22 protein-coding genes are annotated in these 25,930 nt (G+C 64.6%); 10 read left to right on the top strand and 12 right to left on the bottom strand.

Annotated elements, in window-relative coordinates:
* Positions 1-5: 5 nt before the first annotated feature.
* The 5 genes from lnt to hisS all read right to left on the bottom strand — a co-directional run bounded on the left by lnt (position 6) and on the right by hisS (position 5,993).
* A complete protein-coding gene (gene lnt, locus ED21_RS06420) occupies positions 6-1,583 on the bottom strand; it encodes an apolipoprotein N-acyltransferase (protein ID WP_006833039.1) in 1,578 nt (525 codons plus the stop codon).
* A gap of 62 nt (positions 1,584-1,645) precedes the next feature.
* Positions 1,646-2,305 (bottom strand): DUF4167 domain-containing protein, encoded by a 660-nt coding sequence (locus ED21_RS06415; RefSeq protein ID WP_006833038.1) that lies wholly within the window; start codon positions 2,303-2,305, stop codon positions 1,646-1,648.
* Positions 2,306-2,545: 240 nt separating this feature from the next.
* Positions 2,546-3,376, bottom strand: coding sequence for a peptide chain release factor N(5)-glutamine methyltransferase (gene prmC / locus ED21_RS06410; protein WP_006833036.1), 831 nt, complete (start codon positions 3,374-3,376; stop codon positions 2,546-2,548).
* Positions 3,369-4,436 carry a peptide chain release factor 1 gene (prfA, locus tag ED21_RS06405; RefSeq protein ID WP_006833035.1) on the bottom strand — a complete coding sequence of 356 codons (1,068 nt, stop codon included), beginning with the start codon at positions 4,434-4,436 and terminating at the stop codon, positions 3,369-3,371. The genes prmC and prfA overlap by 8 nt, the downstream gene beginning before the upstream one ends.
* 324 nt (positions 4,437-4,760) lie before the next feature.
* Positions 4,761-5,993, bottom strand: coding sequence for a histidine--tRNA ligase (hisS, locus tag ED21_RS06400; RefSeq protein WP_006833034.1), 1,233 nt, complete (start codon positions 5,991-5,993; stop codon positions 4,761-4,763).
* A 218-nt stretch (positions 5,994-6,211) separates the two neighbouring features.
* On the opposite strand from hisS, the gene ppa reads away from it, so the two are divergent.
* On the top strand, positions 6,212-6,748 hold the full coding sequence (ppa, locus tag ED21_RS06395) for an inorganic diphosphatase (protein WP_006833033.1): 537 nt from the start codon (positions 6,212-6,214) through the stop codon (positions 6,746-6,748).
* A gap of 44 nt (positions 6,749-6,792) precedes the next feature.
* On the opposite strand, the gene ED21_RS06390 is transcribed toward ppa, so the two are convergent.
* The 3 genes from ED21_RS06390 to ED21_RS06380 all read right to left on the bottom strand — a co-directional run bounded on the left by ED21_RS06390 (position 6,793) and on the right by ED21_RS06380 (position 9,977).
* Positions 6,793-8,178 carry a mechanosensitive ion channel family protein gene (locus ED21_RS06390; RefSeq protein WP_006833032.1) on the bottom strand — a complete coding sequence of 462 codons (1,386 nt, stop codon included), beginning with the start codon at positions 8,176-8,178 and terminating at the stop codon, positions 6,793-6,795.
* On the bottom strand, positions 8,175-9,521 hold the full coding sequence (locus tag ED21_RS06385) for a TldD/PmbA family protein (RefSeq protein WP_006833031.1): 1,347 nt from the start codon (positions 9,519-9,521) through the stop codon (positions 8,175-8,177). The genes ED21_RS06390 and ED21_RS06385 overlap by 4 nt, the downstream gene beginning before the upstream one ends.
* A gap of 69 nt (positions 9,522-9,590) precedes the next feature.
* Positions 9,591-9,977 (bottom strand): hypothetical protein, encoded by a 387-nt coding sequence (locus ED21_RS06380; protein ID WP_006833030.1) that lies wholly within the window; start codon positions 9,975-9,977, stop codon positions 9,591-9,593.
* Between the two features lie 173 nt (positions 9,978-10,150).
* On the opposite strand from ED21_RS06380, the gene lptB reads away from it, so the two are divergent.
* From lptB to ED21_RS06360, 4 genes are all read left to right on the top strand, one after another.
* Positions 10,151-10,936 (top strand): LPS export ABC transporter ATP-binding protein, encoded by a 786-nt coding sequence (lptB, locus tag ED21_RS06375; RefSeq protein WP_006833029.1) that lies wholly within the window; start codon positions 10,151-10,153, stop codon positions 10,934-10,936.
* Between the two features lie 27 nt (positions 10,937-10,963).
* Positions 10,964-12,418 (top strand): RNA polymerase factor sigma-54, encoded by a 1,455-nt coding sequence (rpoN, locus tag ED21_RS06370; protein ID WP_006833028.1) that lies wholly within the window; start codon positions 10,964-10,966, stop codon positions 12,416-12,418.
* Between the two features lie 359 nt (positions 12,419-12,777).
* Positions 12,778-13,473 carry a response regulator transcription factor CtrA gene (gene ctrA / locus ED21_RS06365; RefSeq protein WP_006833027.1) on the top strand — a complete coding sequence of 232 codons (696 nt, stop codon included), beginning with the start codon at positions 12,778-12,780 and terminating at the stop codon, positions 13,471-13,473.
* A gap of 379 nt (positions 13,474-13,852) precedes the next feature.
* Complete coding sequence (locus ED21_RS06360) at positions 13,853-14,278, top strand: response regulator (RefSeq protein ID WP_006833026.1); 426 nt, start codon at positions 13,853-13,855, stop codon at positions 14,276-14,278.
* Positions 14,279-14,283: 5 nt separating this feature from the next.
* Here the strand turns inward: ED21_RS06360 and ED21_RS06355 are convergent, their stop codons facing one another.
* Complete coding sequence (locus ED21_RS06355; protein ID WP_006833025.1) at positions 14,284-15,507, bottom strand: mechanosensitive ion channel family protein; 1,224 nt, start codon at positions 15,505-15,507, stop codon at positions 14,284-14,286.
* A gap of 223 nt (positions 15,508-15,730) precedes the next feature.
* On the opposite strand from ED21_RS06355, the gene ED21_RS06350 reads away from it, so the two are divergent.
* The 4 genes from ED21_RS06350 to ED21_RS06335 all read left to right on the top strand — a co-directional run bounded on the left by ED21_RS06350 (position 15,731) and on the right by ED21_RS06335 (position 19,023).
* Positions 15,731-16,177 carry a response regulator gene (locus ED21_RS06350; protein ID WP_006833024.1) on the top strand — a complete coding sequence of 149 codons (447 nt, stop codon included), beginning with the start codon at positions 15,731-15,733 and terminating at the stop codon, positions 16,175-16,177.
* 61 nt (positions 16,178-16,238) lie between these two features.
* Positions 16,239-16,940, top strand: a complete 702-nt coding sequence (locus tag ED21_RS06345; protein WP_006833023.1) for a tRNA (guanosine(46)-N(7))-methyltransferase TrmB — start codon at positions 16,239-16,241, stop codon at positions 16,938-16,940.
* A gap of 56 nt (positions 16,941-16,996) precedes the next feature.
* A complete protein-coding gene (locus tag ED21_RS06340) occupies positions 16,997-18,364 on the top strand; it encodes an NAD-dependent succinate-semialdehyde dehydrogenase (protein ID WP_006833022.1) in 1,368 nt (455 codons plus the stop codon).
* A gap of 11 nt (positions 18,365-18,375) precedes the next feature.
* Entirely contained in the window at positions 18,376-19,023 is a 648-nt protein-coding gene (locus ED21_RS06335) for an SDR family NAD(P)-dependent oxidoreductase (protein ID WP_006833021.1), read from the top strand.
* A 15-nt stretch (positions 19,024-19,038) separates the two neighbouring features.
* On the opposite strand, the gene ED21_RS06330 is transcribed toward ED21_RS06335, so the two are convergent.
* The 3 genes from ED21_RS06330 to ED21_RS06320 form a co-directional block, all read right to left on the bottom strand.
* Positions 19,039-19,641, bottom strand: a complete 603-nt coding sequence (locus ED21_RS06330; protein WP_006833020.1) for an outer membrane protein — start codon at positions 19,639-19,641, stop codon at positions 19,039-19,041.
* Positions 19,642-19,757: 116 nt separating this feature from the next.
* A complete protein-coding gene (locus ED21_RS06325; protein WP_006833019.1) occupies positions 19,758-20,900 on the bottom strand; it encodes an aminotransferase class V-fold PLP-dependent enzyme in 1,143 nt (380 codons plus the stop codon).
* A gap of 12 nt (positions 20,901-20,912) precedes the next feature.
* Complete coding sequence (locus ED21_RS06320; protein ID WP_006833018.1) at positions 20,913-23,177, bottom strand: NADP-dependent malic enzyme; 2,265 nt, start codon at positions 23,175-23,177, stop codon at positions 20,913-20,915.
* Positions 23,178-23,292: 115 nt separating this feature from the next.
* On the opposite strand from ED21_RS06320, the gene mutS reads away from it, so the two are divergent.
* Entirely contained in the window at positions 23,293-25,917 is a 2,625-nt protein-coding gene (mutS, locus tag ED21_RS06315) for a DNA mismatch repair protein MutS (protein WP_006833017.1), read from the top strand.
* Positions 25,918-25,930: the final 13 nt, after the last annotated feature.

The raw sequence follows: 25,930 nt of genomic DNA, 5'->3' as shown, positions 1-25,930 counted from the left end.
ATCTCCTAGCGCCGCGCGCGGCGACTTGCAACCAGCGATGCGCCTAGAAGCACTATCCCCCAGACAAGCGAAAGCCAGTGGCCGAGACGCGCGAACAGCGTCGGCGCAGCCGCAGGCGGGACCAGCGTGTCGATGCGGTCCGCCTGCGCCCGTCCGATATGGTCACGGACTACGCCGCGCGCGTCGATGATTGCGCTGATTCCCGTGGTCGTAGAGCGCAGCACGGGAAGACCCTCCTCGATTGCCCGCAGACGCGCTTGCGCGAGATGCTGGGGCGGCCCCCATGCGCCGAACCAGCCGTCGTTGGAAGGATTGAAGATATAGTCGGGGCGGTTGGCCCGATCGACCACTTCACCTGAAAAGACGATCTCGTAGCAGATCTGCATTCCCGCATTGCCATGCGGTCCGAAATCGAAGGTCTGCGGCCCGGGCCCTGGGATGAAGTCGATCGATCCCGCCACCAGCCGCGAAAGGCCCAGCGGCTCGAGCAGCGCGCGCATCGGCAGGTATTCGCCATAGGGCACGAGGTGCGCCTTGGCGTAGCGCGGACCGAGATTGCCCTCGGCGTCGATCGGCGTGACCGAATTATACGCGCCTATGGCCTTGCGCCCCCCGTCGACCGTGGCGATTTCGAGATCGACCGCGCCGGTCAGCAACAACCCGCCATCCCCGAGAGCCTGGGCGATCCGATAGCGGGCAAAAGACGGGTCTCCGCCGGCGGTCATCTGGATGTAGTAGCGCTGCGGATAGCCGTCGCGCAGATAGTCGGGAACGCCGCTTTCGGGCCACAGCACCAGGCGGCGGCTGACCGGACGTTCCGGCGTGCTCAGCGAGGCTATCCGCACGAATTGTTCTTCGAACTTCGTGGGATCATCGAGCTCTTCCTGTCGCAGGTTTGGCTGGACCAGCGTCACTGGGAGAAATCCTTCCCGCGCCGCGCCTGCGGGAATGAACATGCCGGCCAGCACGGCCGCGAGGCTCAGTCCAAGCGGCAGCCAGCGCCGAGCCGCAATCATCCACGCCATCAGCCCGCACAGCGCCACCGCCAGACCCGAGAGGGCGTAGGTGCCTAGCCACGGCAGTGCCATGGCCAGGCCGGGCCGCTCCCAGTCGCCCAGCAGCATTAGCGAGAACGGGCCCCAAGCGTAGCCGGTGAAGACCCAGCTGCGCAGCCATTCCGCCGCGATCCAAAACGCGCCCAGCGCGAGCGAGAAGGCCGGGAGGCCGCGTCCCCGTGCGAGCAGGAACGCGCCAAGCACCGCCAGCGCGGGCCAGACAGCAAGGTAGAGCGAAAGCAGCGGGACCGCAGCCCAGCCAAGCGCGGCGGGCATCTCCGCCTGATAGGTAAAGGCCGTCGCGATCCAGTTGTTGGTCAGCGTGAAATGCGCAACGCCGAACAGCCAGCCGAGGAGAAAGGCGCGCTTGCCGCTCTCCTGCCGGAAGGCGAGCCAGACGAAGGCCGCCATGCCGGCAAGGCCCAGCGGCCACAGGTGCAGGGGCTGGAAGCCGGTCGCCGAGGCGAAGCCTAGCACCAGCGCGCTCCATTTCGGGTGGCGCTGCAGGAAATCCGGGATACGATCCATCACCTCGCGACTGTTAAATCAGGACGCGTGGATGGCAAGGAAAACAGGCAGGTGGAGCGCGATCAGCCGCCCGCGCTCACATCCTCGCCTTCTTCGCTCTTGCGCTTGCGGCGCCGCGGAGCGGGCTTTTCCTCGTCGCCGCCAATGGCGGGCGGAAGGACGATCACGTCGATTTCGCCTTCGTTGCCAGGAACGCCTTCTTCGCCCTTCTTGGCCTTGCGCGGAGCGCGGCGCTTTTTGGGTGCCTCGTCCTCGCCGTCCTTGCGGGTGAAGGGGTTGTCCCCGCGCTCGAAATCGTCCGCGTCGTCTGCGTCATCGGCCTTGCGGCGCGGCTTGCGGCCACGGGCCTCGTTCTGGCCCTGATCGTCCTCGCGGCGACCGCGCGGGCGACGGTTCTTGCGATTGTCGTCGCCGTCCTCGTCACCGTCGTCATCGTCCGACTGGTTGCCGCGTTCGTCCTGGCGCTTGGCCTTGGCCTCTTCCTGGCGTGCCTTGTTGTCGGCGATCACGCGGAAATAATGGTCGGCGAACTGCAGGTAATACTCGGCCTGCACGCGATCGCCATTGTGCTGGGCGTCCTGCGCAAGCTTCTTGTACTTGTCGAGCATCTGGGGGGCATTGCCGCGCGCCCGGCTGTCGATCCGGTTGGCCGAATTGCCGCCGCCCTGGTTACGGTTGTTGTTGTTACGACCGCGGCGACGGTTGTTGCGATTGTTGTTCAAGGAATACTCGTCCTTTTCATGGCGCGGTACAGACCCTCGGCCTGCTTCTCTTCCGCGTTGTCCATCGAGCATGCCGCACCCTCTCGCGGCATGCGCGCTCCTGTCTGAGCATGGTATGCGTAAGCCGAAGCCGTGCACCAAAACTGCCATGTCGGAGCTCAGAACCGGCGGGTCGGAATAGTCCGCGCACCACTGGCCTATGGCCAGAACTAAAGCCTCGAATCGGCTTTGCCAACCCCTTTATGTCAGAATGAGGGCGCGGGGCCGTCCGGCGAGGTCACGGCGCAATTCGACAGCGAACCCTACTGCCCGCGCAATTTCGCTTACGGCGGGCGATTGTTCGTGTCCTATTTCGAGAATCGCGGCCGCGCTCACGCTCATCAAACTACGCAGTTGCGGAAGGATGATGCGGTAATCGTCGAGCCCTTCGGGTCCTGCGAATAGCGCGCCATGCGGCTCGTGGCCGCAGACATCGGGATCGAGATCAGCCTCGTCCTCGACATAGGGCGGGTTGCACACAATAAGATCGAATTGCCCCAGATCGGCAGCCCAGCCATCCTCCGTCCAGTCGAGCAGGTGGAAACGCACGCGGTGCTCCACGCCCAGGAGGTCGGCGTTGTCATGCGCTACGGCGAGCGCGGCGGGCGAACGATCGGTCCCCACGCCCTGCGCCTGCGTTTCCGCCAGCACGGAGAGCAGCAGCGCACCGGTGCCGGTGCCGAGATCGAGCACACGCGCGGCATCGCGCTGCAGCTCGAGTGCGGCCTCTACCAGCACCTCGCTGTCGCCGCGCGGAATCAGCGTGTCGGGGGTGACCTTGAAGCTGCGGCCGAAGAACTCTTGGTGGCCGAGGATATGGGCGACAGGCTCGTGCGCGGCGCGGCGCTGGACGAGGGCTTCGAAGCCCTGCGGCGCGGGATCGCGCATCGATCGAAGCAGCATTGCCGAACGGTCGGTCCCCAGCGCGTGGGCCATCAGCAGTTCGGCATCGAGCCGCGCCGTTTCGCTGGTCGCGGCAAGACGGCCGGCGGCGGCGCGGATGGCCTCGCCGACGCTGTTCGTCTCAGTCATTCATGGCGGCAAGGCGCTTCGCCTCGTCCTCGGCAATCAACGCTTCGACCAGTTCGGCCAGACCCGGCCCGGCTATGATCTGCGGCAGTTTCTGCAAGGTGAGGCCAATCCGGTGATCGGTGACGCGTCCCTGCGGATAGTTGTAGGTGCGGATGCGTTCGGAACGGTCGCCGCTGCCGACCATGGCCTTTCGCGCCTCCGCCTCGGCGCCCTGCGTCGCCTCGCGCTGGGCATCGTAAAGGCGCGTGCGCAGGACCTGCATCGCCTTTTCCTTGTTCTTGTGCTGGCTGCGCCCGTCCTGGCAGGTCACCACCGTGCCGGTGGGAAGGTGCGTGATGCGGATCGCGCTGTCGGTGGTGTTGACGTGCTGGCCGCCCGCCCCGCTGGCGCGATAGGTGTCGATTTTCAATTCGGTCGGGTCGAGCTGCACGTCGACCTCGTCCGGCTCGGGCAGCACGGCCACGGTCGCCGCCGAGGTATGGATGCGCCCGCCGCTTTCGGTTTCGGGGACGCGCTGAACCCGATGGACGCCGCTTTCGAACTTCAGCTTGGCGAAGACATTGGGACCGGTGACGCTGGCGACGATTTCCTTGAAGCCGCCGACCTCGCTTGCGTTCATGCTGACCGGTTCGACTTTCCAGCCCATCTCGGCGGCATAGCGTTCGTACATGCGGAACAGATCGCCAGCGAACAGCGCCGCCTCGTCCCCGCCCGTACCGGCGCGGATTTCGAGCATGGCGGGCTTGTTGTCGGCGCTGTCGCGCGGAAGCATGGCGATGGCGAGCTGGCGTTCGGCGGCGGGCAGCCGCTTCTGGAGTTCGGCGAGCTCCTCCTCCGCCATCGCCTTCATCTCGGGATCGGCGAGCATGTCCTCGAGGCTCGCGATCTCCTCGCGCGCGGCCTTCACTTCGGCCGCTACCTTGGCGACGGGTTCGAGCTCGGCATAGTCGCGGCTCGCCTGGACGAACTCGTCGCCCTCGAGCGTGCCCGACGCCATCCGCGCCTCGAGCTCGGCGAAGCGATGGGCGATCTGGTCAAGGCGTTCGGCGGGGATTTGCAAGGTTTTGGCTCAGTTTCCTGAATGGTGGAACGCTTGGAACACGGTCCAGTGACTAAAAATTCGAAGGGGGCAGGTGGCCGTCATCGGGATTATCTGGGTTGTCGAACATTGGTGCTCAGTAGCGCTGAAGAAGCAAGGTAGGAAAGAGACCGCTCTCTCTCTCTCTCTCTCTCTCTCTCTCTCTCTCTCTCTCTCTCTCTCTCTCTCTCTCTCTCTCTCTCTCTCTCTCTCTCTGCTCGCCATACCGGTCCCCGAGCCAGGATCCCGCTTACTTCCGGCGCGCAGCAAGATAAGCGGGACCCCGGATCAAGTCCGGTGTGACGGCTAGCTATAGGCAGTGATGGCGCTGAGAACAGGCTCGTCAAGATTATCGTGGCTGACGCTGTGTCCCATATCTCTCTGTAACGAGAGTATGACCTTCGGAGCACGTTTCACGGCCTTGTCATAGCGTTTGCGGGGTGAACCACCTGAGATCATCTCAGCTGTGAAGCCTTCGGAACGTGCGCGTTTCAATACCCCGAAAGCCTCTGCAATACGGTCATCATCCTCGACGACCACGATGAGATCGGAAGCTGGGTCGCTCTTCTCACCAACGAGCATTGCCAGCCGCTCGATACCTGCGGCCCAGCCGACCGCCGGTGTCGGCGCGCCGCCGAGGCTTTCCATCAGGCCGTCGTAACGCCCGCCGCCGAGGATCGTGCTCTGGCTACCAAGCTTGCTCGCCGCCTCGCTGCCCTCGTCGGGGATGAACTCGAAGGCGGTGTGGCGGTAATAGTCCAGCCCGCGCACCAGGCTTTCCGCGCGCGTCCACTTCACGCCTGCCGCGTCGAGGCCGCTGGTGACGGCATCGAAGAACGCGCGCGCATCGTCGGACAGGAACTGGTCGATCTTCGGCGCGTCGGCGACGAACTTCTGGTCGCGGCGGTCTTTGCTGTCGAGGATGCGCAGCGGGTTCTTTTCGAGCCGCTCTTGCGAATCTTCCGAAAGCTCGCTCTTCACCGCGCGGAAATGGTCGACCAGCGCCGCGCGCCAGGCTTCGCGGCTATCGCCATCGCCCAACGTGTTGAGGTGCAGGGTCACGCCTTTGATGCCCAGTTCCTTCAGTAGCTGGTCGGCCATGGCGAGCAATTCGACATCGGCCTGCGGTTCGGCGGCGCCGAGGATTTCCGCATCGATCTGGTGGAACTGGCGATAGCGGCCCTTCTGCGGACGCTCGTAACGGAACAGTGGGCCGTGGGTCGCCAGCTTGAGCGGCGCGTGCTGCTGCCAGCCGTTCGACATGAAGGCGCGCGCGATCCCGGCGGTAAACTCGGGCCGCAACGTCAGCGATTCCCCGCCACGATCTTCGAAGGAATACATTTCCTTCGACACGATATCGGTGGTCTCCCCGATCGAACGGGCGAAGACTTCCGTCTTTTCAAAAACGGGCATTTCGGCGCGGCGGAAGCGGTAGAGTTTGCGGACGCGTTCGAAGGTTTCGAGCACGAAGGCGAAGGCCTCGGCGTCGGCACCGAAAATATCCTGCGTGCCGCGGATTGCTTGGGGGGTTTTTGCCATGGCCGCGCGCTTAGTCGAGAGAACAGGTTGCCGCAATATCGCTGGGACGCTATCGGGCCGCGAAAGTCTTTCTGGGGAGAGGGGCCGTCTTTCTCCGCCTTGCGGCGGAACGGTGCCGGCCCGCTCCACCTCCCAGCCACCCGATACGCTATCAGGGCATGATCGGGTGGCTGGGAGGTGGAGCGGGCTGGAACCGCCAACCACTAGAGTGAGCATCCATGCGCATCGATATGATCCCCGTGGGCGACAATCCGCCCGAAAGTCTCAACGTCATCATCGAAGTCCCCACCGGCGGCGAACCGGTGAAGTACGAGTTCGACAAGGAGAGCGGCGCGCTCTTCGTTGACCGTATCCTCCATACCCCGATGCGCTATCCGGCCAACTACGGCTTCGTACCGCACACGCTGTCGGACGACGGCGATCCGCTCGATGCGCTGGTGATCTCGCGCTCGCCCTTCATCCCGGGCTGCGTCGTGCGCGCCCGCCCGATCGGCGTCCTCAATCTCGAAGACGAGCATGGCGGCGACGAGAAGCTGATTTGCGTGCCCGTCGACACGACCTTCCCCTATTATTCCGACGTGGGCCAGACGAAGGACCTGCCCTCGATCATCTTCCAGCAGATCGAGCACTTCTTCACCCACTACAAGGATTTGGAAGCCGAAAAGTGGGTCCGCATCGGCAATTGGGGCGACGCAGACGATGCCAAGCGCATCGTGCACGAGTGCATCGAGCGCTACGAAGCCACCAAGAAATAAGCGAAAGGGGCGCTGCGAAGCGCCCCTTTCCTATTCCGCGCCGGTCATTCGACGGGCCGTGAGGAATCGAGCAAGTCCTTGTCCTGCTCCCCGCCGCTTTCCCGGCGCTCCTTCTCCACCATTTCGGCGATCTCGTTCGAAGGCCGCACATCTTCGTCGGCCTCGGTAACGGACACCGGCCGTACGGCTTTCTTCGGCGGTGCCGTCTCGCTCGCGCGTCCGGCTTCGGCGATATTCTCGAAGGGCAGCGTGGCCGAGCGTGGGTCGAAGCGCAGGCGATAGATGGGTTCGGGCAGGCCGAAGCCCGCCTCTTCCAGCGCCTCTTTCACTGCCGGAATCGCGCGGCTCTGCGCTTTCCACCAATCGGTCTTGTCCTGGTCGATCCAACCGAGGAAGCGGATCACCACGTTGGAATCGCCCACTTCCATAATTCGCGCCTCGGGCGCAGGCTCGTCGAGCACGAAGTCGAGTTCGGCCAGCGTGTCCCGGCCCAGCTGGCGCGCCGCGCGCGCATCGTCATCGGCATCCACGCCGAGGTCGAACTGGAAGCGGCGCTGCGGGTTGCGGGTGAAATTGGTGATCACCGCTCGGAAGACCTGCCCGTTGGGAATGCGCAAGTGATTGCCGTCGAGCGTCATCAGCACCGTCGCCCGGCTGGTGAGGCGGATCACCCGGCCTTCGAGGTCGTCGATCAGCACCCAGTCGTTGGCGCGGAAAGGCTGGCGCAGGCTCAGCATCAGCGATGCGAGGTAATTCTCGATCGTCTCGCGCAAGGCGAAACCAAGCGCGAGGCCGATCACCCCTGCCCCGCCCAGCACCGCACCAAGCAGCGCACCCGCCCCGATCATGTCGAGCGCCACGACAAGGCCGCCTATCACGAAGACAAAGCGGATCGCGCTGGCGATAAGCTCGGCCAGAAAGCTGTTGGGCGCGAGCCGGTGCCACAGCGTGCCGAGGCTGGCGATGAGATAGCCGAGCAGCGAAATCCCCGCCCAGACCAACATAGCCAGCCCAATCAGCGGAAACATCGCCAACAGCCCGTTCCAGCGGTCGGCAAGCGAGGACAGGCCCGTCCCCTCCGCCGAAATCGAAACGTCGCGCTCGAGACCGTTCTCGACCGTCACCACGCCCGAGACGCGCGCGGCGATGGCTTCGGCGCGGTCAATATCGTCCTGCTTGGGGACTTCGCCCGAAAGCGTGACCACGCCTTCGCTGACAGCGACGGAGACGCCCTGAAACGCAGGCAGTTCGGCGAAGATGCCGGAGATACGCCCGGCGATTCGCTCGTCGGCGCCTTCTTCCTGCCTGTCGTCAATCGTCTGGACCGGGGCCCCGGGCTCGGCCGGGGCTTCGGTTTCGGGGCCGGCCGGAAGGAGAGCGGCGGCGGGTGCCGCGGCGAAAAGAGCGAAACCGGAAAGGAGCGCCCTCACTCGCCCGCCACCGTCATGCCGTCGATCCGCAGCGTCGGGACGTTGATCGAGCGGATCATTTCGAGATCGTCGGCAGCGGTCAGCGCGCGGAACATCTCGAGGAGATTACCCGCAATCGTGATCTCGGCAACCGGTTCGGCGATCTCGCCCTTGCGGATGCGGAACCCGGTCGCGCCGCGGCTGTAATCGCCGGTGACCCCGTTGACGCCCTGCCCGAAGAGCGAGGTGACGTAGAGCCCGTCCTCGATATCGGCCATCAATTCCTGCGGCGAAACGCTACCCTTTTCCATGTGGACGTTGCTGGCGCTGACGCCGGGCGAACCGCCAGACCCGCGCGAAGCGTGTCCGGTGAGGCCAAGGCCGAGCTGGTCGGCGCTCGACACATTGGTGAGCCAGCCGGTCAGCTTTCCGCCGTCGACGAGCGCGCGAGGGCAACAAGCCACCCCCTCGCCATCGAAGGGCCGCGAGCGCATTCCGCGCTTGCGCAGGGGTTCTTCGAGAATGCGCACCGCGCTGTCGAACAATTGCTCGCCCTCACGGTCGAGCAGGAAGCTCGCTTTTCGCGCAATGGCCGGAGCGGACATCGCGCCGAGCAAATGCCCGACCAGACCGCCGGCAATGCGCGGCTCGAAGACGATCGGCAGCTTCCGGCTCGGCATGGAAACAGGATTAAGGCGCGCCACGGCGCGTGTCCCCGCTTCGCGTCCGACTTCCTCGGGCGAGACGAGGTCGGCAAGGAAGCGCGCGCTGCGTGAAGCGTGGTCGGTCTGCATCGCCCCGCCCTCGCCCGCGATCACGCTGGCCGAGAGCGAGAAGCCGCTGCCCGCATAGCCGTGCGCAAAGCCGGTGGAGGTCGCCAGCGCGGCGACCGAACGGCTCGCGCTCGCGCTGCCGCCATTGCTGTTGGTCACGCCATCGACGCTGCGGGCGGCCTCTTCGACCGCCAGAGCCGCTTCGCGCAGGGCTTCGGGATCGCTGCGCCGTGTGTCGGCAAGCTCGAGATCGGGCAGGTCGCCGGAAAGCTGGGCCTCGACAGGGGCGAGGCCGGCATGGCGGTCCTCCGGCGCGTGCCGCGCCATCTGGACCGCGCGCTCTGCCAGCGCCTTCAGGCCCTCTGGCGCAAAATCGCTGGTGTGGATCGAGGCGGAGCGCTTGCCGACGAAGACGCGCAGGCCGATCTCCTCGCTTTCGGAGCGTTCGACTTCCTCCAGCGCGCCCAGCCGCATGTTCACCGATTCGGAGGCATTTGCGCGGGCGACCGCATCGGCGGCGTCGGCCCCCATGCGCTGCGCCAGCGCAACGAGGTCCTGGCAGCGCGCCAGCGCGGTGTCGGTATCGATCATGTCAGCTCAAAACCCTTAGCATTCGCAGTGTCGCTTCCGGCTAGGCATCCGGCGCGGCGGGCGCAAGGGTCAGGCAAGCGTAAGGAACAGCGCCTTGAGGATCGCGGTAATCAGCAGGGGCAGCCCGATGGCGAGCGCCCAGATGATCGCCTGGTCGCGGCGATAGGCCCCGCGCAGTTCCGGGTCATGCGCCTTTTCCTTGGGCAGTTCGCGCCAGCGCTTCTCGAACGCATGGCAGGCCGGGATGATCAGCGCGACGAGGATGATGAGGGCGAAATAGGGAAGCGTCGACGAAACACCCTGCTTCAGGGCGTTGACGGTGACGAAGATGGTCAGACAGGTGTAAACGACCAGCGCCAGCGCGACATTGTCGCTCATCCCCTTGCGCCAGTCGGGCGCATGGCTGCCCTCGTGCGCTTCCAGCTCGCTGCCCTTATCGATCGTGTCGACCATCATCTGTCTCCCCAGACATTTTCTGCATGGCAATGTTTCAAACTTGCGCGCATCTGGCAAGGCATGAACCGCGGATTGCCGCCGGACAAGCATTCCCTGCACAAATCCTGCCAAATCGGCACAATTCACTCGACCTTGGGGTTTTCCTCCCCGTATCGCGTGCTATGGCGCGAGCCATGGCCGATGAACTCCTGAGCGCGGACAACGAAGCCGTCCACGATGCCGCCCCGCCCATCCCGCAGGGCGGGCTGGAAGTCATTTCGATCGCCAAGAGCTACGACAAGCGACAGGTCCTCACCGATATTTCGCTGACCGTCGGCAAGGGCGAGGTGCTCGGCCTGCTCGGCCCCAACGGCGCGGGCAAGACGACCTGCTTCTATTCGATCATGGGCCTCGTGCGTCCCGATGCGGGCCGCATCCTGATGGATGGGGAGGATGTGACAAAGCTGCCGATGTATCGCCGCGCGATCCTCGGCCTCGGTTATCTCCCGCAGGAAACCAGCATCTTTCGCGGCATGACCGTGGAGCAGAACATCAATTGCGTGCTCGAAATGGTAGAGCCGAACAAGGATACGCGCGCCGCCGAGCTTGACCGGCTGCTCGACGAATTCGGACTCACTCGCCTGCGCGAAAGCCCCGCGATGGCGCTGTCGGGCGGTGAACGCCGACGGGCGGAAATCGCACGCGCGCTGGCCGCCAAGCCCTCGATCATGCTGCTCGACGAACCCTTCGCTGGCATCGATCCGCTGTCGATCAGTGACATCCGCGACCTGGTAAAAGACCTCAAGACGCGCGGGATCGGCGTGCTGATCACCGACCACAATGTGCGCGAGACGCTCGAGATCGTCGACCGCGCCTGCATCATCTATGGCGGCCAGGTTCTGTTTGCCGGTACGCCCGCAGCGCTGGTGGCGGACGAAAATGTGAAACGCCTTTACCTCGGCGAGAACTTTACGCTGTGATGTCGGCGCGCGCCTGGAGGTGAAGGCATGGCGCTCGGTCCGAGGCTAGACCTACGGCAGACACAGTCGCTGGTGATGACGCCGCAGTTGCAGCAGGCGATCAAGCTGCTGGCGCTGTCCAATCTCGAAATCGAAAGCTTCGTGTCGGAAGCGCTGGAGAGCAATCCGCTGCTCGAAGTGGGCGAGGTCAGCCGCGAGAAAGGCGACGACACGCCCGAGGCTTCGGCGGGGGAGCATGAAGCGACTCCCGAATTCGACGGCGACGCGGCGCTCGACATTGCCGACTACGCGCGCGATCCCGAAGCCGCTCCCGGCGACAGCGGCGACTGGGCGCAGGCCGGCGGCACGGGCCTTGGCGGCGAGGACCTGCCCGATCTTGAAAACCGCTCGACCGAAGGACCGAGCCTTGCCGAACACCTCTCCGGCCAGATCGGCGCGCTGGCGCATGATGCGCGCGAGGCACTGATCGCCGGGCGCATCGTCTACGAGCTCGACGAAGCGGGCTATCTCCACATGGAACTTCGCGAACTCGCGGAGGAGCTGGGTGCGCCGCTCGCCGAGATCGAACGCGGCCTTGATCTGGTCCAGTCCCTTGAGCCGACTGGCGTGGGCGCGCGCAGCCTTTCCGAATGCCTTGCGCTTCAGGCGAAGGAGGCGGATCGCTACGATCCGTGCATGGCGCGGCTGATCGACAATCTCGACCTGCTTGCAAGCGGCGATATCGCGCGGCTCAGGCGGCTGTGCGAGGTGGACGAGGAAGACATTGCCGACATGCTCGCCGAACTGCGCAGCTATGATCCCAAGCCCGGCTGCCGCTATGGCGGCGGCGGCGAGGCGGCGATCGTGCCCGATGTCCTCGTCACGCCCGGCAAGGGCGGCGGCTGGCAGATCCGGATCAACGAGGCGAGCCTGCCCCGCCTCGTGGTGAACCGCGAGTACTACATCGAGTTGGAAGCGGGCGCGCGCGACAAGGCCAGCCGCGCTTGGCTCAACGAACAGCTGGGCGAGGCCGACTGGCTGATCCGCGCGCTCGACCAGCGCCAGAAGACGATCCTGAAGACTGCCAGCGAGATCGTGACCTTGCAGGAAGGTTTCTTCCGCGAGGGCGTCTCCGCCATGCGGCCCCTCACCTTGCGCGAAGTGGCCGAGCGAATCGAAATGCACGAATCGACCGTCAGCCGCGTCACCAGCAACAAATTCCTTTCCTGTCCGCGCGGCACCTTCGAAATGAAGTATTTCTTTTCGAGCGGCGTGGCGGCAGCCGATGGCGAAGGCGCCAGCAGCGAAGCGATCAAGGCCCGCATTCGTGCACTGTGCGATGCCGAAGACCCGAAGAAAGTCCTGTCCGACCAGAAGCTTGCCGACATGCTCAACGAGGAAGGGTTCGACCTAGCGCGCCGCACCGTGGCCAAGTATCGCGAGGCGATCGGAATCGGTTCGAGCGCGCAACGGCGCCGCGAAAAGAAGCTGAAAAACTTATAGTTGTGCGCGCCGACCTCCGTCGTCGCGTCCTCGCTAGACGTGCAGCAAGCTGCACCCGCTGCGTGCGGGCGGTCGCCCTTTGACTGCCTCAATTCCGGCAGGAGGCAGAACGCGAGCCGCAGGCGAGTGCAAGGCCGACCGGCCGCTCGCAGCGACGCGACCGTGAGGTCGCATGAGCGAGGAAAGCCTGAGTGAGCGGAGGCGAACGCCGGCGTCTGAGGCGAAAAAATCACACAAAAAAGTTAACGCCTTTTACTTCACGTTAACCTTTTCCATTCACACCCCAAATGGTTAACAAGGGACAACGCCTTTTCTCAGGGGGAGAGGCATCGCAAACCAGGGCTAGGGGGGACGAACCCATGCGTGTACTGCTGATCGAAGACGAGCCGACAACGGCGAAAGCCATCGAGCTCATGCTCACCACCGAAGGCTTCAATGTCTATTCTACCGACCTCGGCGAGGAAGGTTTGGATCTGGGCAAGCTGTATGATTACGATATCATCCTGCTCGACCTGAACCTGCCGGACATGCATGGCTACGACGTGCTCAAGAAGCTGCGCGTCGCCAAGGTGCAGACGCCGGTCCTTATCCTCTCGGGCGTTGCCGAGATGGACAGCAAGATCCGCAGCTTCGGCTTCGGCGCCGACGATTACGTCACCAAGCCGTTCCACCGCGAAGAACTGATTGCCCGCATCCACGCCGTGGTGCGCCGTTCGAAGGGCCACAGCCAGTCGATCATCCGCACCGGCAAGCTGGCCGTGAACCTCGATGCGAAGACGGTCGAAGTCGACGGCGCCCGCGTCCACCTCACGGGCAAGGAATATGCGATGCTGGAGCTTCTCTCGCTTCGCAAGGGCACCACGCTGACGAAGGAAATGTTCCTCAATCACCTATATGGCGGCATGGACGAGCCCGAACTCAAGATCATCGACGTATTCATCTGCAAGTTGCGCAAGAAGCTGAGCCATGCCTGCGGCGGCGAGAACTACATCGAAACCGTCTGGGGCCGCGGCTACGTTCTGCGCGACCCGAACGAAGAGGCCGAGGCCGCTTAATCCGGTTGCCTCAGGCGCCGGCGGGGCCATCCGGCCCCTCAGGCTTCCGCGCCAAAAGGCGCGACGGCCGGTCGGCCTTGCGGATCGCAAGCGATCCGAGATTCAGACATCCTCCTTGGATGGGACAGCGAAACGTCCGGGAACCTCGGTTCCCGGGCGTTTTGTTTTGCATCTCGTCTCGATTCCGGCGCAAGGGCTCCAGCCCTAGGCCTTCCGCCCACGCTGTCGTATCTCCCTTCAACGGGAACGGTATGAGCTTGGGAATGTATTAAAATTCAATACGAAAGGCTCCTTGGAGAGAAATTCTACACGGGGAGCATCCGGTCGAGCGCGATGGGGTGCGCATGCGACTCATTTGCCGGATACCGGAGGATTTGCAATGCCTGAAATTCGACAGCCTACGGTCGCAATCGTCGAAGATGACGAGATCCTTGCCTTCATGCTCGATGAAACCTGCAAATCAGCGGGATGCCGGGTAATAGGACGCGTCGGCAACGCGCGCGATGCTTTGCGTCTGCTCCACAATGCCTCTCCCGATTTTTTGATCTTGGATTTTGCGCTCGATGGGAAACAGGACGGACTGAACGTTTTGGAGGCTGTGAAGGAAACCAGTCCCGAAATGTTCACCATCCTTGTGACCGGCTGGGACCTCAACGATATCGCCGGACGAATTGACGGCATCCAGCCCGATCAAATTTTGCGCAAACCTGTCATGCCGCATGTTCTCATCGACCTCATCGAGAAGAGCTTCGCCGCGAAACAAGATCGTCGCGACCAAGAGGAAGGATTGATAGGCGTTCGCTAGCGGGCCTAGTGCTCGCCTCGTGTGCCTAAGGCTACAGCGAAGTCCAGACCGCTCGGCTGCTGGAAGATGCGCAGGCCGAATTCGGGCAGTATGGCGAGCATATGGTCGAAGATGTCCGCCTGGATCGCCTCGTATTCACCCCAGTCGACCGTGTCGGTGAAGCAATAGATTTCGATTGGAAGCCCTTCCGGTCCGGGCGGCAGCTGGCGCACCAGCAAAGTGAAACGCTCGCCTGCAATCCGTGGGTGGCTTTTGAGATAGGCGATCACATAGGCGCGCAGCGTGCCGATGTTGGTGATGCGCCGCGCGTTGATCGTGTCGCAATCGCTCGACAGCTCGTGCCGGTTCCATTCGGCGATCTCCTCCGCTTTGCGCGCGAGATAATCGTCCAGCAGCTTGAACCGCCGCAGCCCGGCGATCTCCTCTTCGCCGAGGAAACGAACCGAGTTCTGGTCGATCACGAGGCTGCGCTTGATCCGCCGTCCGCCGCTCTCACTCATACCGCGCCAGTTGCGATAGCTGTCGGCGATGAGGCGATGGGTCGGGATGGTGGTGATGGTTTTGTCGAAATTCTGGACCTTCACCGTGTGCAGCGCGATGTCGATCACGTCGCCGTCGGCGTTCATGCTCGGCATCTCGATCCAGTCGCCCACGCGCAGCATGTCGTTGCTGGTCAGCTGGACGCTGGCGACGAGGCTGAGGATCGTGTCCTTGAACACCAGCAGCAACACGGCGGCCATCGCACCCAGCCCGGAGAGCAGGAGCAGCGGCGATTCCTCGATCAGCACCGCGATCATCAGGATCGCCGCGCCGCAGAACACCGCGATCTTGAGGACCTGGACATAGCCCTTGATGGGTCGGCTGCGGGCCTCCGGGCGGCGCGCGTAGAGCTCGTTCACGTAATTGAGCGCCCAGCTGATCCCCATCGCGACGGAGAACACGATAAGCGCCTGCAACACGTTGATCGTGACGGTAACGACCGCCTCCGGCAGGTGCGGCACCAGCAGCACACCGCGCGACATGACCAGCAGCGGAACGACCGTAGCCAGCCATGCGGCCGCGCGGTCGGCGGTGTCGCTGCGTGTATCGAGATAGGGCGCGGCGAACTTCAGAAGTACGCGCTTGATAAGCCAGTTGATCGCCAGCGCGACGAGCAAGAGCGCGAAAAGGGCGATTGCCGCCTGCATCCAGGGCGCGAGGGCGAGATAGTCGAGTAGAATATCATCCATAGCTGGCGCGCCCTAGCCGCCTGCCCGGATCGCCTCAAGTGCACGCACTGCCGCAAGAGCGACTCGCCCTGCCGCAAATAGAAGCTTGGTGAGTTCGTAAAAAAGGAGTAACGGTATAAGTAATTGGCTGTAAAGGGTTTCGCAGTACCATAAACATATCGCAATCGTTCGTCTGGGGGGGCGGCGCAACGAACCGGCTTTCACAGGGCGAAAGAGATGGTTCATGTCGCAGGAAACACACCCGACAGTTGTCATTGTCGAAGACGATCCAATTTTATCCTTCATGATGGGCGAAATGTGCCGTTCGGCGGGCTTTCCCGTCGCCGGCAGCGCCGTGAGCGCGAACGAGGCGATGCGCCTCGTCGAGTGGGAGAAACCCGATTTCCTTATCCTCGATTTCAATCTCGAGGGTGACCGTAACGGGCTGGAACTAATTTCGGAGGCGAAGGAACGCCATCCGAAACTCAGCACCATCCTGGTGACGGCGTGGGACATCAACGACATCGCCTCGCGGATGGAAGGCAAGCAGCCCGACCGCATCCTGCGCAAACCGGTACTGCCGCATGTCCTTATGGAAGTGATCGAGCACATCCAGGAGTTGCGCGAGCTTGCCAGCGCGCAAGTGGCGCTAGAGCCGAGCATGGCAGCAAGCCCCGGTCGCTCGCACTAGGCGCGACCCGCCACCTCCTCGTGCTGGACAAGCGCAGGCCGATTTGCTTAGCGCGGCGGTCATGTCTGCATTCAAGGAAGGCGATCCGACAACGCTCAACCGGCTCTATGGCCGCAGCCAGGGCAAGCCCCTGCGCAGCGGACAGCAGGAGTTGGTCGACAGACTGTTGCCGCAGATCGCCGTGCCCACCGAAGGCCCGGTGACGGCCGAGGGGCTGTTCGGCTTCGACCGCCCGTTGCACTTCGAGATCGGCTTCGGCGGCGGCGAGCACATGGCCTACCGCGCCGACATGCTGCCCAACCACGGCTTCATCGGCGCCGAGCCCTTCCTCAATGGCGTGGCGCAAGCGCTCACCCATGTCCGCGAGGGAGGCCTTGCCAACGTCCGCATCCATCATGGCGACGCGCTGGATGCGCTGGCCCGTGTGCCCGATGGCGGGCTGACCATGCTCTACCTGCTCCATCCCGACCCCTGGCCCAAGAACAAGCACGCCAAGCGCCGGATGATGAACGATGGGCCGGTGAAGATGTTTGCCGATAAGCTGAAACCGGGCGGCGAGTTTCGCTTCGGCACCGACCACCCCGTCTACCTGCGCCACGCGCTGATGGTCATGCGCCGCTTCACCGACGTGTTCGAGTGGGTGGTCGACGACCGGCACAGCTGGGAAGCCCGCCCCTCGGGCTGGTGCGAGACGCGCTACGAACACAAGGCGCGCACCACCTATGACCACGAGGTCTGGTACTTCCGTTTCCGGCGGAAGTAGGAACGCGCAAGGGCTGCGGCGATTGATGAAGGGACTATCCAACCCGGAGCCCTTCCTTGATCACCACCACCAATCCCGCGACCGGCGAGACTATTGCCACCTATGAGACGCTCGACGAGAACGGCATCGACCGGAAACTGGAGGCCGCGACGCGCACCTATCGTGATTGGCGGACCTCCGGGCTGGACGAACGCACGAAAGTCCTGACTGCGCTCGGCGACCTTTACGAGAGCAACAAGGAAGAGCTCGCCCGCCTCGCAGTGGACGAAATGGGTAAGCCGATCACGCAGGCGCGCGCCGAAGTGCAGAAATGCGCGGACCTGCTGCAGTACTACGCCGAGCACGGGCCGCCGATGCTGCAATCGAAGTTCTGGGACCTGTCCGATGGCGGCCGCGCAGAAGGGCGCTGGTTGCCGCAGGGCCCGGTGCTGGCTGTGATGCCATGGAACTTCCCCTATTGGCAGGTCATCCGCTTCCTCGCGCCAACAATCCTTGCGGGCAATGTCGGGCTGCTGAAGCACGCCAGCCTCGTGCAGGGCGTCGCCGCGCGGATGGAAGAGCTGGTGCTCGAGGCCGGCGGGCCCGAGGGCCTGTTCCAGAACCTGTGCGTATCCTCCGACCCCATCGGCGCGGTGATCGACGACCCGCGCGTGGTCGCCGCCACGCTCACAGGGAGCGAGAGCGCGGGCAGCGCCGTGGCGGAGCGCGCGGGCAAGAACCTGAAAAAGGTCGTGCTCGAACTGGGCGGGACCGATCCCTTCATCGTGATGCCTTCGGCCGATATGAAGCAGGCGGTGAAGGACGCGGTCACCGCGCGCATCCAGAACAACGGCCAGTCCTGCATCTGCGGCAAGCGCACCATCGTCCACGCCGATATTTACGACGATTTCGCGGAGCGGTTCATTGCTGCGCTGAAGGACGTGAAGCTGGGCGATCCGATGGAGGACGACACGGAACTCGGTCCGCTGTCGAGCGAAGGCCAGCGCTACACGGTGCTGCAGCAGGTCGAGAAGGCCAAAGAAGAGGGCTGCACCCTGCTGTTCGGCGCGGAGAAGATCGACCAGCCGGGCGCCTGGATGACCCCCGGCCTTCTCACCGACGTCCCGCTCGCAGGCGAAACGGGAACAGATGAGATTTTCGGCCCCGTCGGGCAGCTCTACAGGGCGAAGGATATCGAGGAGGCGACCACCATCGCCAACGCCATCCCCTATGGCCTCGGCTCGGCGGTCTGGACCAATGACGAGGACGAGAAGGAGCACTTCGCCAACGCCATCGAAGCGGGCATGACCACCTTCAACGCGGTCAACGGCTCAAAGATCGAAGCGCCCTTCGGCGGCATCAAGCGCTCAGGCCACGGGCGCGAATTGGCCGAGTTCGGCCTCCATGAATTCATGAACCTCAAGACGCTGGTCCACCCGGCCTAGGAGACACACGAATGAGCAAGCATATCCTTATCGTCGGCGCATCGCGCGGCATCGGCCTCGGCCTCTCGCAGGAATTCAAGTCGCGCGGGTGGGAGGTGACCGGCACCGAACGCTCGAAGAGCGACGACCTTCACGCGCTCGACGGCGTGAACGTCGCCACGCTCGACGTGACCGATCCGTCGACCTTCGACATCGACGGCGAATTCGACGCGGTGATCGTCAACGCCGGAATTACGGGCGCCGAACATCAATCGAGTGAGAAGGCGACAGCCGATGAAGTCGCCAAGGTCATGATGACCAACGCCTTCGGTCCTGCGCATCTCGGCAAGACCCTGCTCCCGAAAATCAGGGACGGCGGGTCGCTATCCTTCATGAGCTCGCTGATGGGTTCGATCGAGGACAGCTCGGGCGGCTACGAACTTTATCGTACTAGCAAGACCGCACAGAACATGCTCGCCAAGGGCATCGCCGAACAGGACGCGGCCGAGCGTGATATCGCCGTGCTCTCGCTCCATCCCGGCTGGGTGCAGACCGACATGGGCGGGCCGAACGCAAAGATCACGGTCGAGGAAAGCGCAAAGGGCCTCGCCGATGTCGTCGAGAACGCGCAAGGGGGCTACGCATATGTCGACCACACCGGCAAGGCCCTGCCGTTCTAGCTGAGCGCTGGCGCCTTAGAAACGAACCGCGAGACCCGCGACAACCTGGTCGGTCATGGCATCGCCCTGGTCGACATCGGCGAGATCGTTGTACTTCGAGCGGCGATATTCGAGGCGCGCTTCGAGCGGGCCGGGCAGCGCGACCTGAAGACCGGCGCCATAGCGCAGGCCGTCAGCGTTTTCCTTCAGATCGCCCAGCGAACCGCTGGAGGTGAAGGCGGTGGTGTCGAGCGCGGTGTAACCGACCTTGCCGTAGGCGGCGATGCCGGGGGTCAGCGCGAAACCGGCGCGGGCGCCGATGTAATACTGGCCGCCCGTTTCCAGACCTTCGCGCGCGCCGCCAAAGCTGTCGGGGAAGCTCGTGTCGCCATTGCTGGTCGAAAGCTCGCCTTCGATGCCGACGAAAGCGCCGCCAAGGCTGAGGTCGTAACCGGCGTTGATGCCGTAAACCGCGCTGTCGGCGCTGGCCGTGGCCGTCCCATCGGCGCTCTCGACATCGACGCCTTCATAGCCGCCGATGGCGCCGACGTAGAGGCCGCCGGGCGCGGTGCTCTGCGCCATGGCAGGGGTTGCGGCGAGGCCGGCGCCGAGGACGGCGGTGGCGATAATCTTCTTCATGAATTGTCCTTTGCTGTGTGCGATCCCTTGCACGTGGAAAGGCGCTTAACCGCCCGGCCGCTTGCCAAAATGTGAACCGCGCCAAGGGCGGTAGACGAGCCGTTGCGAAGCTTCGGTCAGCCGAGGCAGTCGCGCAGCGTTTCGATCAGCACCTGGGTATCGGCAGGCGTGTTGTAGAGGTGCGGCGTGACTCGCAACGAGGTGCCGCGCAGCGAAACGTGGACCTGCCGCTCGGCCAGGGTCTCGGTCAGGCCCTCCGGCACGCCTTCGGGGAATCCCAACGACAGGAAATGCGGGGCACGCGTGCCGAGAGGGGCCGATGTAAGGCCCAGCGAACCGGCTTCGCGGGCGAGTTCCTCGGTGCGCTCGCCCAGCTCCTCCGGGATGGCCTCCACACCGAATTCCATCAGGAAATCGAGCGCCGCGCCTGCGCCCATCAGCAGCGGGGCGTTGGATTTCTCGCCCATGTCGAAACGCCGCGCGCCGGGCTGGAAATCGTCGCGGTAATCGACCAGCCGCGCGAAATCCTCCGAGCCCGCGCGGTTGATCCAATTGTGCTCGATCGGCTCGCCGCCGTGATGCTTCGGGGCGACATAGAGCATGCCCACGCCATAGGGCCCCATCAGCCATTTGTAGCAGGCGGCGACGGCGAAATCGGGCTGCACTTGTGCGAAATCGAGCGGCATCGCGCCCAGCGATTGCGTGAGGTCGAGCACCAGCGCGGCCCCGTGTTCGCGGGCTTTCTCTCCAACCCGCACGAGATCGACGATCCGGCCATCGGCCCAGTGGTTATGCGGCACGGCGACCACCGCCGTATCCGCTCCGATGGCGTCCAGAACCGCCTCGGTCCAGCAATCGTGCGAGGCACGCGCGACCGCGATCACGTCACCGCCGCAGTGCTTCGCTTTCTCTTGCCAGATATAGACGTTTGAGGGGAACTGGTCACCCAGCGTTACGATTGTCTGGCCCCGCGCCACCGGCAGGTTTGCAGCCGCCACGGCGAGGCCATAGCTAACTGAAGGGACCACCGCGATGCAGTCTGCATCAACTTCGGTTAGCTTGGCGGCGCGGCTGCGGAAATCCTCGGTGATGCGGAAAAAATCCGCCGGGCGGAAATTCCACGGCTGTTCCTTTGCCCGCGCGCCCGCGACCATCGCCTCGCTCACCTCATGGCTGAGCGGCCCCATATAGGCGCAGTTCAGGTAGTGGACGTCTTGCGGAATCGCGAAGCGATGCCGCTGCGAAGCGATGCGGGCCAAAGCGTTGTGTCCTCAGCCCACCACGCCCGCGCTCGCGAGCACGGCCAGGGTCAGGAGATCGGGCGCGATTGCGGTCATCGGGGCAATCTGCACCGGCTTTTCGCTGCCGATCATCATCGGGCCGATCGTGGTTTCCCCGCCCAGTTCGCGCAGCAGCTTGGCCGAGAGATTGGCCGACTGGAGACCGGGCATGATGAGGACATTGGCCGGACCCGACAGGCGGCTGAAGGGATAAAGCGCCATCACCTTGGGGTTGAGCGCGGCATCGGGAGCCATCTCGCCTTCGTATTCGAAATCGAGGCCCTCCTCCGCATCGAGCAGCGCTACCGCATCGCGAATATTGCCGAGCCACTGGCCGGACGGATTGCCGAAGGTCGAATAGGACAGGAAGGCGACGCGCGGCTCATGCCCCATGCGCCGCGCCACGGCGGCGGTTTCCTTGGCGATATGCGCCAGCTCGGCCGCGGTCGGGCGTTCGTTTATCGTGGTATCGGCAAGGAAGGTGGTCTGGTTCTTGCCGACCATCATGTGAATGCCGAACGGCGTCGCGCCGGGCTTGGGATCGATCACGCGGGCCACCTCGCGTGCGGTCTGGGCGAAGGTCCGGGTGAGACCCGAAACCATGCCGTGCCCGTGTCCTAGCGCCACCAGCAGGGCGGCGAAGACATTGCGTTCCTGGTTGACCATGCGGCCCACATCGCGCTCGGTATAGCCGCGGCGCTGGAGGCGCTTGTAGAGATAGTCGACCATGGCCGGGACCTTGTCCGACACGTTCGAGTTCTCGATGATCCAGTCGTCCGGATCGTCGACCCCCAGCTCCTTGAGCTTGGCGAGAACCTTCTCGGTACGGCCCACCAGGATCGGTTCGCCATAGCCATAGTCGCGGTACTGGATGGCTGCGCGCAGGGCCACGTCTTCTTCGGCTTCGGCGAACACCATCCGCTTGGGATTGGCCTTGGCCTGCTCGTAGATATTGGTGAGGGCGCCGGTGGTCGGGTTGAGACGCGCCTTCAGCTGGTGGCGGTAGGCGTCCATGTCCTCGATCGGCTTCTGCGCAACGCCGCTGTCCATCGCGGCCTGCGCCACGGCGGAAGAGACGACATCCATCAGGCGCGGATCGAAGGGGGCGGGGATGATGTATTCCTCGCCGAACTGATGCGTCACGCCATAGGCGGCGGCCACTTCCTCGGGCACACGCTCGCGGGCGAGTTCGGCGATGGCGCGCGCGGCGGCGATCTTCATTTCCTCGTTGATCGCGGTCGCCTGCACGTCGAGCGCGCCGCGGAAAATGAAGGGGAAGCCAAGCACGTTGTTGACCTGGTTCGGATAGTCCGAACGGCCCGTGGCGATGATCGCATCGGGGCGCACCGCCTTGGCGTCTTCCGGCATGATCTCGGGCACGGGATTGGCCATGGCGAAGATGATCGGCTTGTCGGCCATCTTCGCGACCCACTCGGGCTTCAGGGCACCGGCCGCGGACAGGCCGAGGAAGACGTCCGCCCCCTCGAGCGCTTCTTCGAGGCTGCGGTGCGGCGTTTCCACCGCATGGGCGCTCTTCCACTGGTCGACATTGTCGCGGCCCGGGTAGATCGGCCCGGCGCGGTCGCAGACGATCACGTTTTCGTGCCGGACGCCCATCGCCTTGATCAGCGCGGTACAGGCCAGCGCCGAGGCGCCTGCGCCGTTCACCACCATCTTGACGGTGTCGAGATCGCGACCCGTCAGGTGGCAGGCGTTGATGAGACCGGCGGCGGAAATGATCGCGGTGCCGTGCTGGTCGTCATGCATCACGGGTATGTTCATCTTCTCGCGCAGCGCCTGCTCGATGATGAAGCATTCGGGTGCGGCGATGTCTTCGAGGTTTATGCCGCCGAAGCTCGGCTCCATCAGGGCGACCGCGTTGATGAAGGCTTCCGGGTCCTCGGTATCGAGCTCGAGGTCGATCGAATCGACATCGGCGAAGCGTTTGAACAGGACTGCCTTGCCTTCCATCACCGGCTTCGACGCCAGCGCGCCGAGATTGCCGAGGCCGAGGATGGCCGTGCCGTTGGAAATCACCGCGACGAGGTTGGAACGGGCGGTATAGCGTGCCGCATCCTGCGGATTTGCGGCAATCGCCTCGACCGGTGCGGCAACGCCGGGCGAATAGGCAAGCGCGAGATCGCGCTGCGTTGCCATCGGCTTGCTGGCGATGATCTCGATCTTACCGGGACGGATCGTCTCGTGGTAAAAGAGCGCTTCGCGCGTGTTGAAACCGGTCTGCTTTTCTTCGGCCATAAGGGTCCTCTGACGTTACGGCCCTGCCCCTAAGGCTATTTTTCGCCAAGTCATAGGGGAAACACCGGCGGCATCGCTTCCCGAATCGCGCGGTGGGCCGCTACGGCTGGACACAATGGCCGACAAACCCACCCCGATGATGCAGCAATACCTCGCCCTTAAGGAAGAGGCAGGCGAGGCGCTGCTGTTTTACCGGATGGGCGATTTTTTCGAGCTGTTCTTCGACGATGCCAAACGCGCTGCCCAAGTGCTGGACATCGCCTTGACCACGCGCGGCGAGCATGGCGGCGCGCCCGTGCCGATGTGCGGCGTGCCGGTGCATTCGGCGGAAGGGTATCTCGCGCGGCTGATCAAGGGCGGCTGCCGCGTCGCCATTGCCGAGCAGACCGAAACGCCCGACGAAGCCAAGGAGCGCACCAAGCGCGAGGGCAAGCCGGTTTCCAAGGCGCTGGTCTCGCGCGATATCGTGCGCTTCGTCACCGCCGGTACGCTGACCGAGGAAGCGCTGCTGGAGCCGCGGCGCGCGAACCTGCTGGTGGCCGTGGCCCCGGTGCGCGACGGTGTGGGCATCGCGGCCTGCGATATCTCGACCGGGCGGTTGGAACTGGAAGAGTGCGGTCCCGAGCGGCTCGATGCGGCGCTGGCGCGGCTCGGGGCGAGCGAGGTCGTGGGGCCGGACGATTGGGAGGACGCGCCCTTCGATACGATTTCCCGCCCCCGCCACGATTTCCGCAGCGAGGATGGCGAGGCGCGGCTCAAAGCGCTGCACGGCCTCGCCACGCTCGAAGGTCTGGGCGATTTCTCGCGCCCCATGCTGGCCGCCGCCGCGGGCCTCATCGCCTATCTCGACCATGCAGGGCGCGGGAAGCTGCCCTTCCTGCTGCCGCCGGTCGCGCGCGGAAGCGGGGCGCATCTCGCCATGGATGCGGCCACGCGCTCGAGCCTCGAAATCCTCGCTGCCCAGAACGGTGGGCGCGAAGGAAGCCTCATCGCCTGCATCGACCGCTGCGCCACGGGCGCGGGCGCGCGGCAGCTAGCGGAGGATCTCTCCGCCCCGCTCGCCGACCTTGCCGCAATCGAAATGCGGCTCGCCAGCGTACAGCATTTCCATGAGGACCCCTTGCTGCGTGCCGATTTGCGCGCCGTGCTGCGGCAGGCGCCCGACATCGGCCGCGCGCTGGGACGGCTGGTGGCGGGACGCGGGAGTCCGCGTGATCTCGGCCAGATCCGCTATGGCCTGTCCGAAGCGCGGCGCGTGCGCGACATGCTCTCCGCCAGCACGGACCTGCCCCCGCTGCTCGTCCGCACGATCGACGCGCTCGGAGGCCATGCCGCGCTGGTCGATCACCTTGCCCGCGCCCTGGTGCCCTCCCCGCCGACCGAACGCAGCCAGGGCGGTTTTATCGCCAGCGGCTACGACCATGCGCTAGACGCCTTGCGTGAAACCAGCGGCAACGCGCGCAAGGCGATTGCCGCGCTCGAAGCGAAATACCGCGAGGAGACCGCCACGCCCTCGCTCAAAATCAAGCACAACAAGGTGCTCGGCTATTTCATCGAAGTGCCCGCGAAGCACGGCGACAAGCTGATGGCGCAGGACAGCGGCTTCACCCACCGCCAGACCATGGCGGGCGCGGTGCGCTTCAATTCGGTCGGCCTGCACGAGGAAGCCAGCCGCATCGCCGAAGCGGGCGCCCATGCGCTGGCCGCCGAGGAATCCCATTTCGAGGAGCTGGTCGGCGAAGTCACCGCCGCGCGCGAGGGAATCGCCGCCACCGCCGCCGCGCTCGCCCGGATCGATGTCTCCGCTGCGCTGGCCGAACGCGCGGTCGAGGGCGACTGGGCACGGCCCGCCATTCTCCACGAGCCGTGTCTGGAGGTCACCGGCGGACGCCATCCCGTGGTCGAACAAGCGCTGGCGAAGACGGGTGAGCGGTTCGTCGCCAACGATTGCTCGCTGGGCTCGGACGACCGGCTATGGCTGATTGGCGGCCCCAACATGGGCGGTAAATCGACCTTCCTGCGGCAGAACGCGCTCATCATGCTGCTCGCGCAGGCCGGCAGCTTCGTGCCCGCGACCGCGGCGCGCATCGGCCTTGCCGACCGCCTCTTCAGCCGCGTGGGTGCGTCGGACAATCTGGCGCGCGGACGCTCGACCTTCATGGTCGAAATGGTCGAAACCGCCGCCATCCTCAGCCAGGCCACCGACCGCAGCTTCGTCATTCTCGACGAAGTCGGGCGCGGCACCTCGACTTATGACGGCATGGCGCTCGCCTGGGCGGTGGTCGAGGCGGTGCACGAACAGCTCAAGTGCCGGTGCCTCTTTGCCACGCACTACCACGAACTCTCGCGGCTCGCCGACACCTGCGATGCGCTTAGCCTGCACCATGTCCGGGCGCGCGAATGGAAGGGCGATCTCGTTCTTCTCCACGAACTGGCAAAGGGCGCGGCGGATCGCAGTTATGGCCTGTCGGTAGCCAAGCTTGCGGGTGTGCCGCCGCCGGTAATCAAGCGCGCCAAGGCGGTGCTCGACAAGCTGGAGAAGGGCCGCGCTGAAACGGGCGGTCTGGCAGCAGGGCTCGGCGATCTGCCGCTGTTCGCCGTGACCGCGCAGGCCGAGGAGGAACAGTGCGACGCGCTGCGCGAGGCGCTCGACGCGCTGGATGTCGATTCGCTCTCCCCGCGCGAGGCTCTGGACGAGCTTTATCGGCTCAAGGCCGAGGCGGCGAAAAGCCGATCTTAACCATTGGCGGGGC

The sequence above is a fragment of the Erythrobacter sp. SD-21 genome (assembly GCF_000181515.1).
Classification (GTDB): Bacteria; Pseudomonadota; Alphaproteobacteria; order Sphingomonadales; family Sphingomonadaceae; genus Qipengyuania.
Note: the sequence above shows the minus strand (reverse complement) of the source record. Positions and strands in the feature narration are given on the sequence as shown.

What these genes read in the sequence shown, in the direction of transcription:
- lnt (WP_006833039.1), bottom strand. Translation starts at nt 1,583, where the DNA reads ATGGATCGTATCCCGGATTTCCTGCAGCGCCACCCGAAATGGAGCGCG.
- prmC (WP_006833036.1), bottom strand. Translation starts at nt 3,376, where the DNA reads ATGACTGAGACGAACAGCGTCGGCGAGGCCATCCGCGCCGCCGCCGGC.
- hisS (WP_006833034.1), bottom strand. Translation starts at nt 5,993, where the DNA reads ATGGCAAAAACCCCCCAAGCAATCCGCGGCACGCAGGATATTTTCGGT.
- ppa (WP_006833033.1), top strand. Translation starts at nt 6,212, where the DNA reads ATGCGCATCGATATGATCCCCGTGGGCGACAATCCGCCCGAAAGTCTC.
- ED21_RS06385 (WP_006833031.1), bottom strand. Translation starts at nt 9,521, where the DNA reads ATGATCGATACCGACACCGCGCTGGCGCGCTGCCAGGACCTCGTTGCG.
- ED21_RS06380 (WP_006833030.1), bottom strand. Translation starts at nt 9,977, where the DNA reads ATGATGGTCGACACGATCGATAAGGGCAGCGAGCTGGAAGCGCACGAG.
- lptB (WP_006833029.1), top strand. Translation starts at nt 10,151, where the DNA reads ATGGCCGATGAACTCCTGAGCGCGGACAACGAAGCCGTCCACGATGCC.
- rpoN (WP_006833028.1), top strand. Translation starts at nt 10,964, where the DNA reads ATGGCGCTCGGTCCGAGGCTAGACCTACGGCAGACACAGTCGCTGGTG.
- ctrA (WP_006833027.1), top strand. Translation starts at nt 12,778, where the DNA reads ATGCGTGTACTGCTGATCGAAGACGAGCCGACAACGGCGAAAGCCATC.
- ED21_RS06360 (WP_006833026.1), top strand. Translation starts at nt 13,853, where the DNA reads ATGCCTGAAATTCGACAGCCTACGGTCGCAATCGTCGAAGATGACGAG.
- ED21_RS06355 (WP_006833025.1), bottom strand. Translation starts at nt 15,507, where the DNA reads ATGGATGATATTCTACTCGACTATCTCGCCCTCGCGCCCTGGATGCAG.
- ED21_RS06350 (WP_006833024.1), top strand. Translation starts at nt 15,731, where the DNA reads ATGTCGCAGGAAACACACCCGACAGTTGTCATTGTCGAAGACGATCCA.
- ED21_RS06345 (WP_006833023.1), top strand. Translation starts at nt 16,239, where the DNA reads ATGTCTGCATTCAAGGAAGGCGATCCGACAACGCTCAACCGGCTCTAT.
- ED21_RS06335 (WP_006833021.1), top strand. Translation starts at nt 18,376, where the DNA reads ATGAGCAAGCATATCCTTATCGTCGGCGCATCGCGCGGCATCGGCCTC.
- ED21_RS06330 (WP_006833020.1), bottom strand. Translation starts at nt 19,641, where the DNA reads ATGAAGAAGATTATCGCCACCGCCGTCCTCGGCGCCGGCCTCGCCGCA.
- ED21_RS06320 (WP_006833018.1), bottom strand. Translation starts at nt 23,177, where the DNA reads ATGGCCGAAGAAAAGCAGACCGGTTTCAACACGCGCGAAGCGCTCTTT.
- mutS (WP_006833017.1), top strand. Translation starts at nt 23,293, where the DNA reads ATGGCCGACAAACCCACCCCGATGATGCAGCAATACCTCGCCCTTAAG.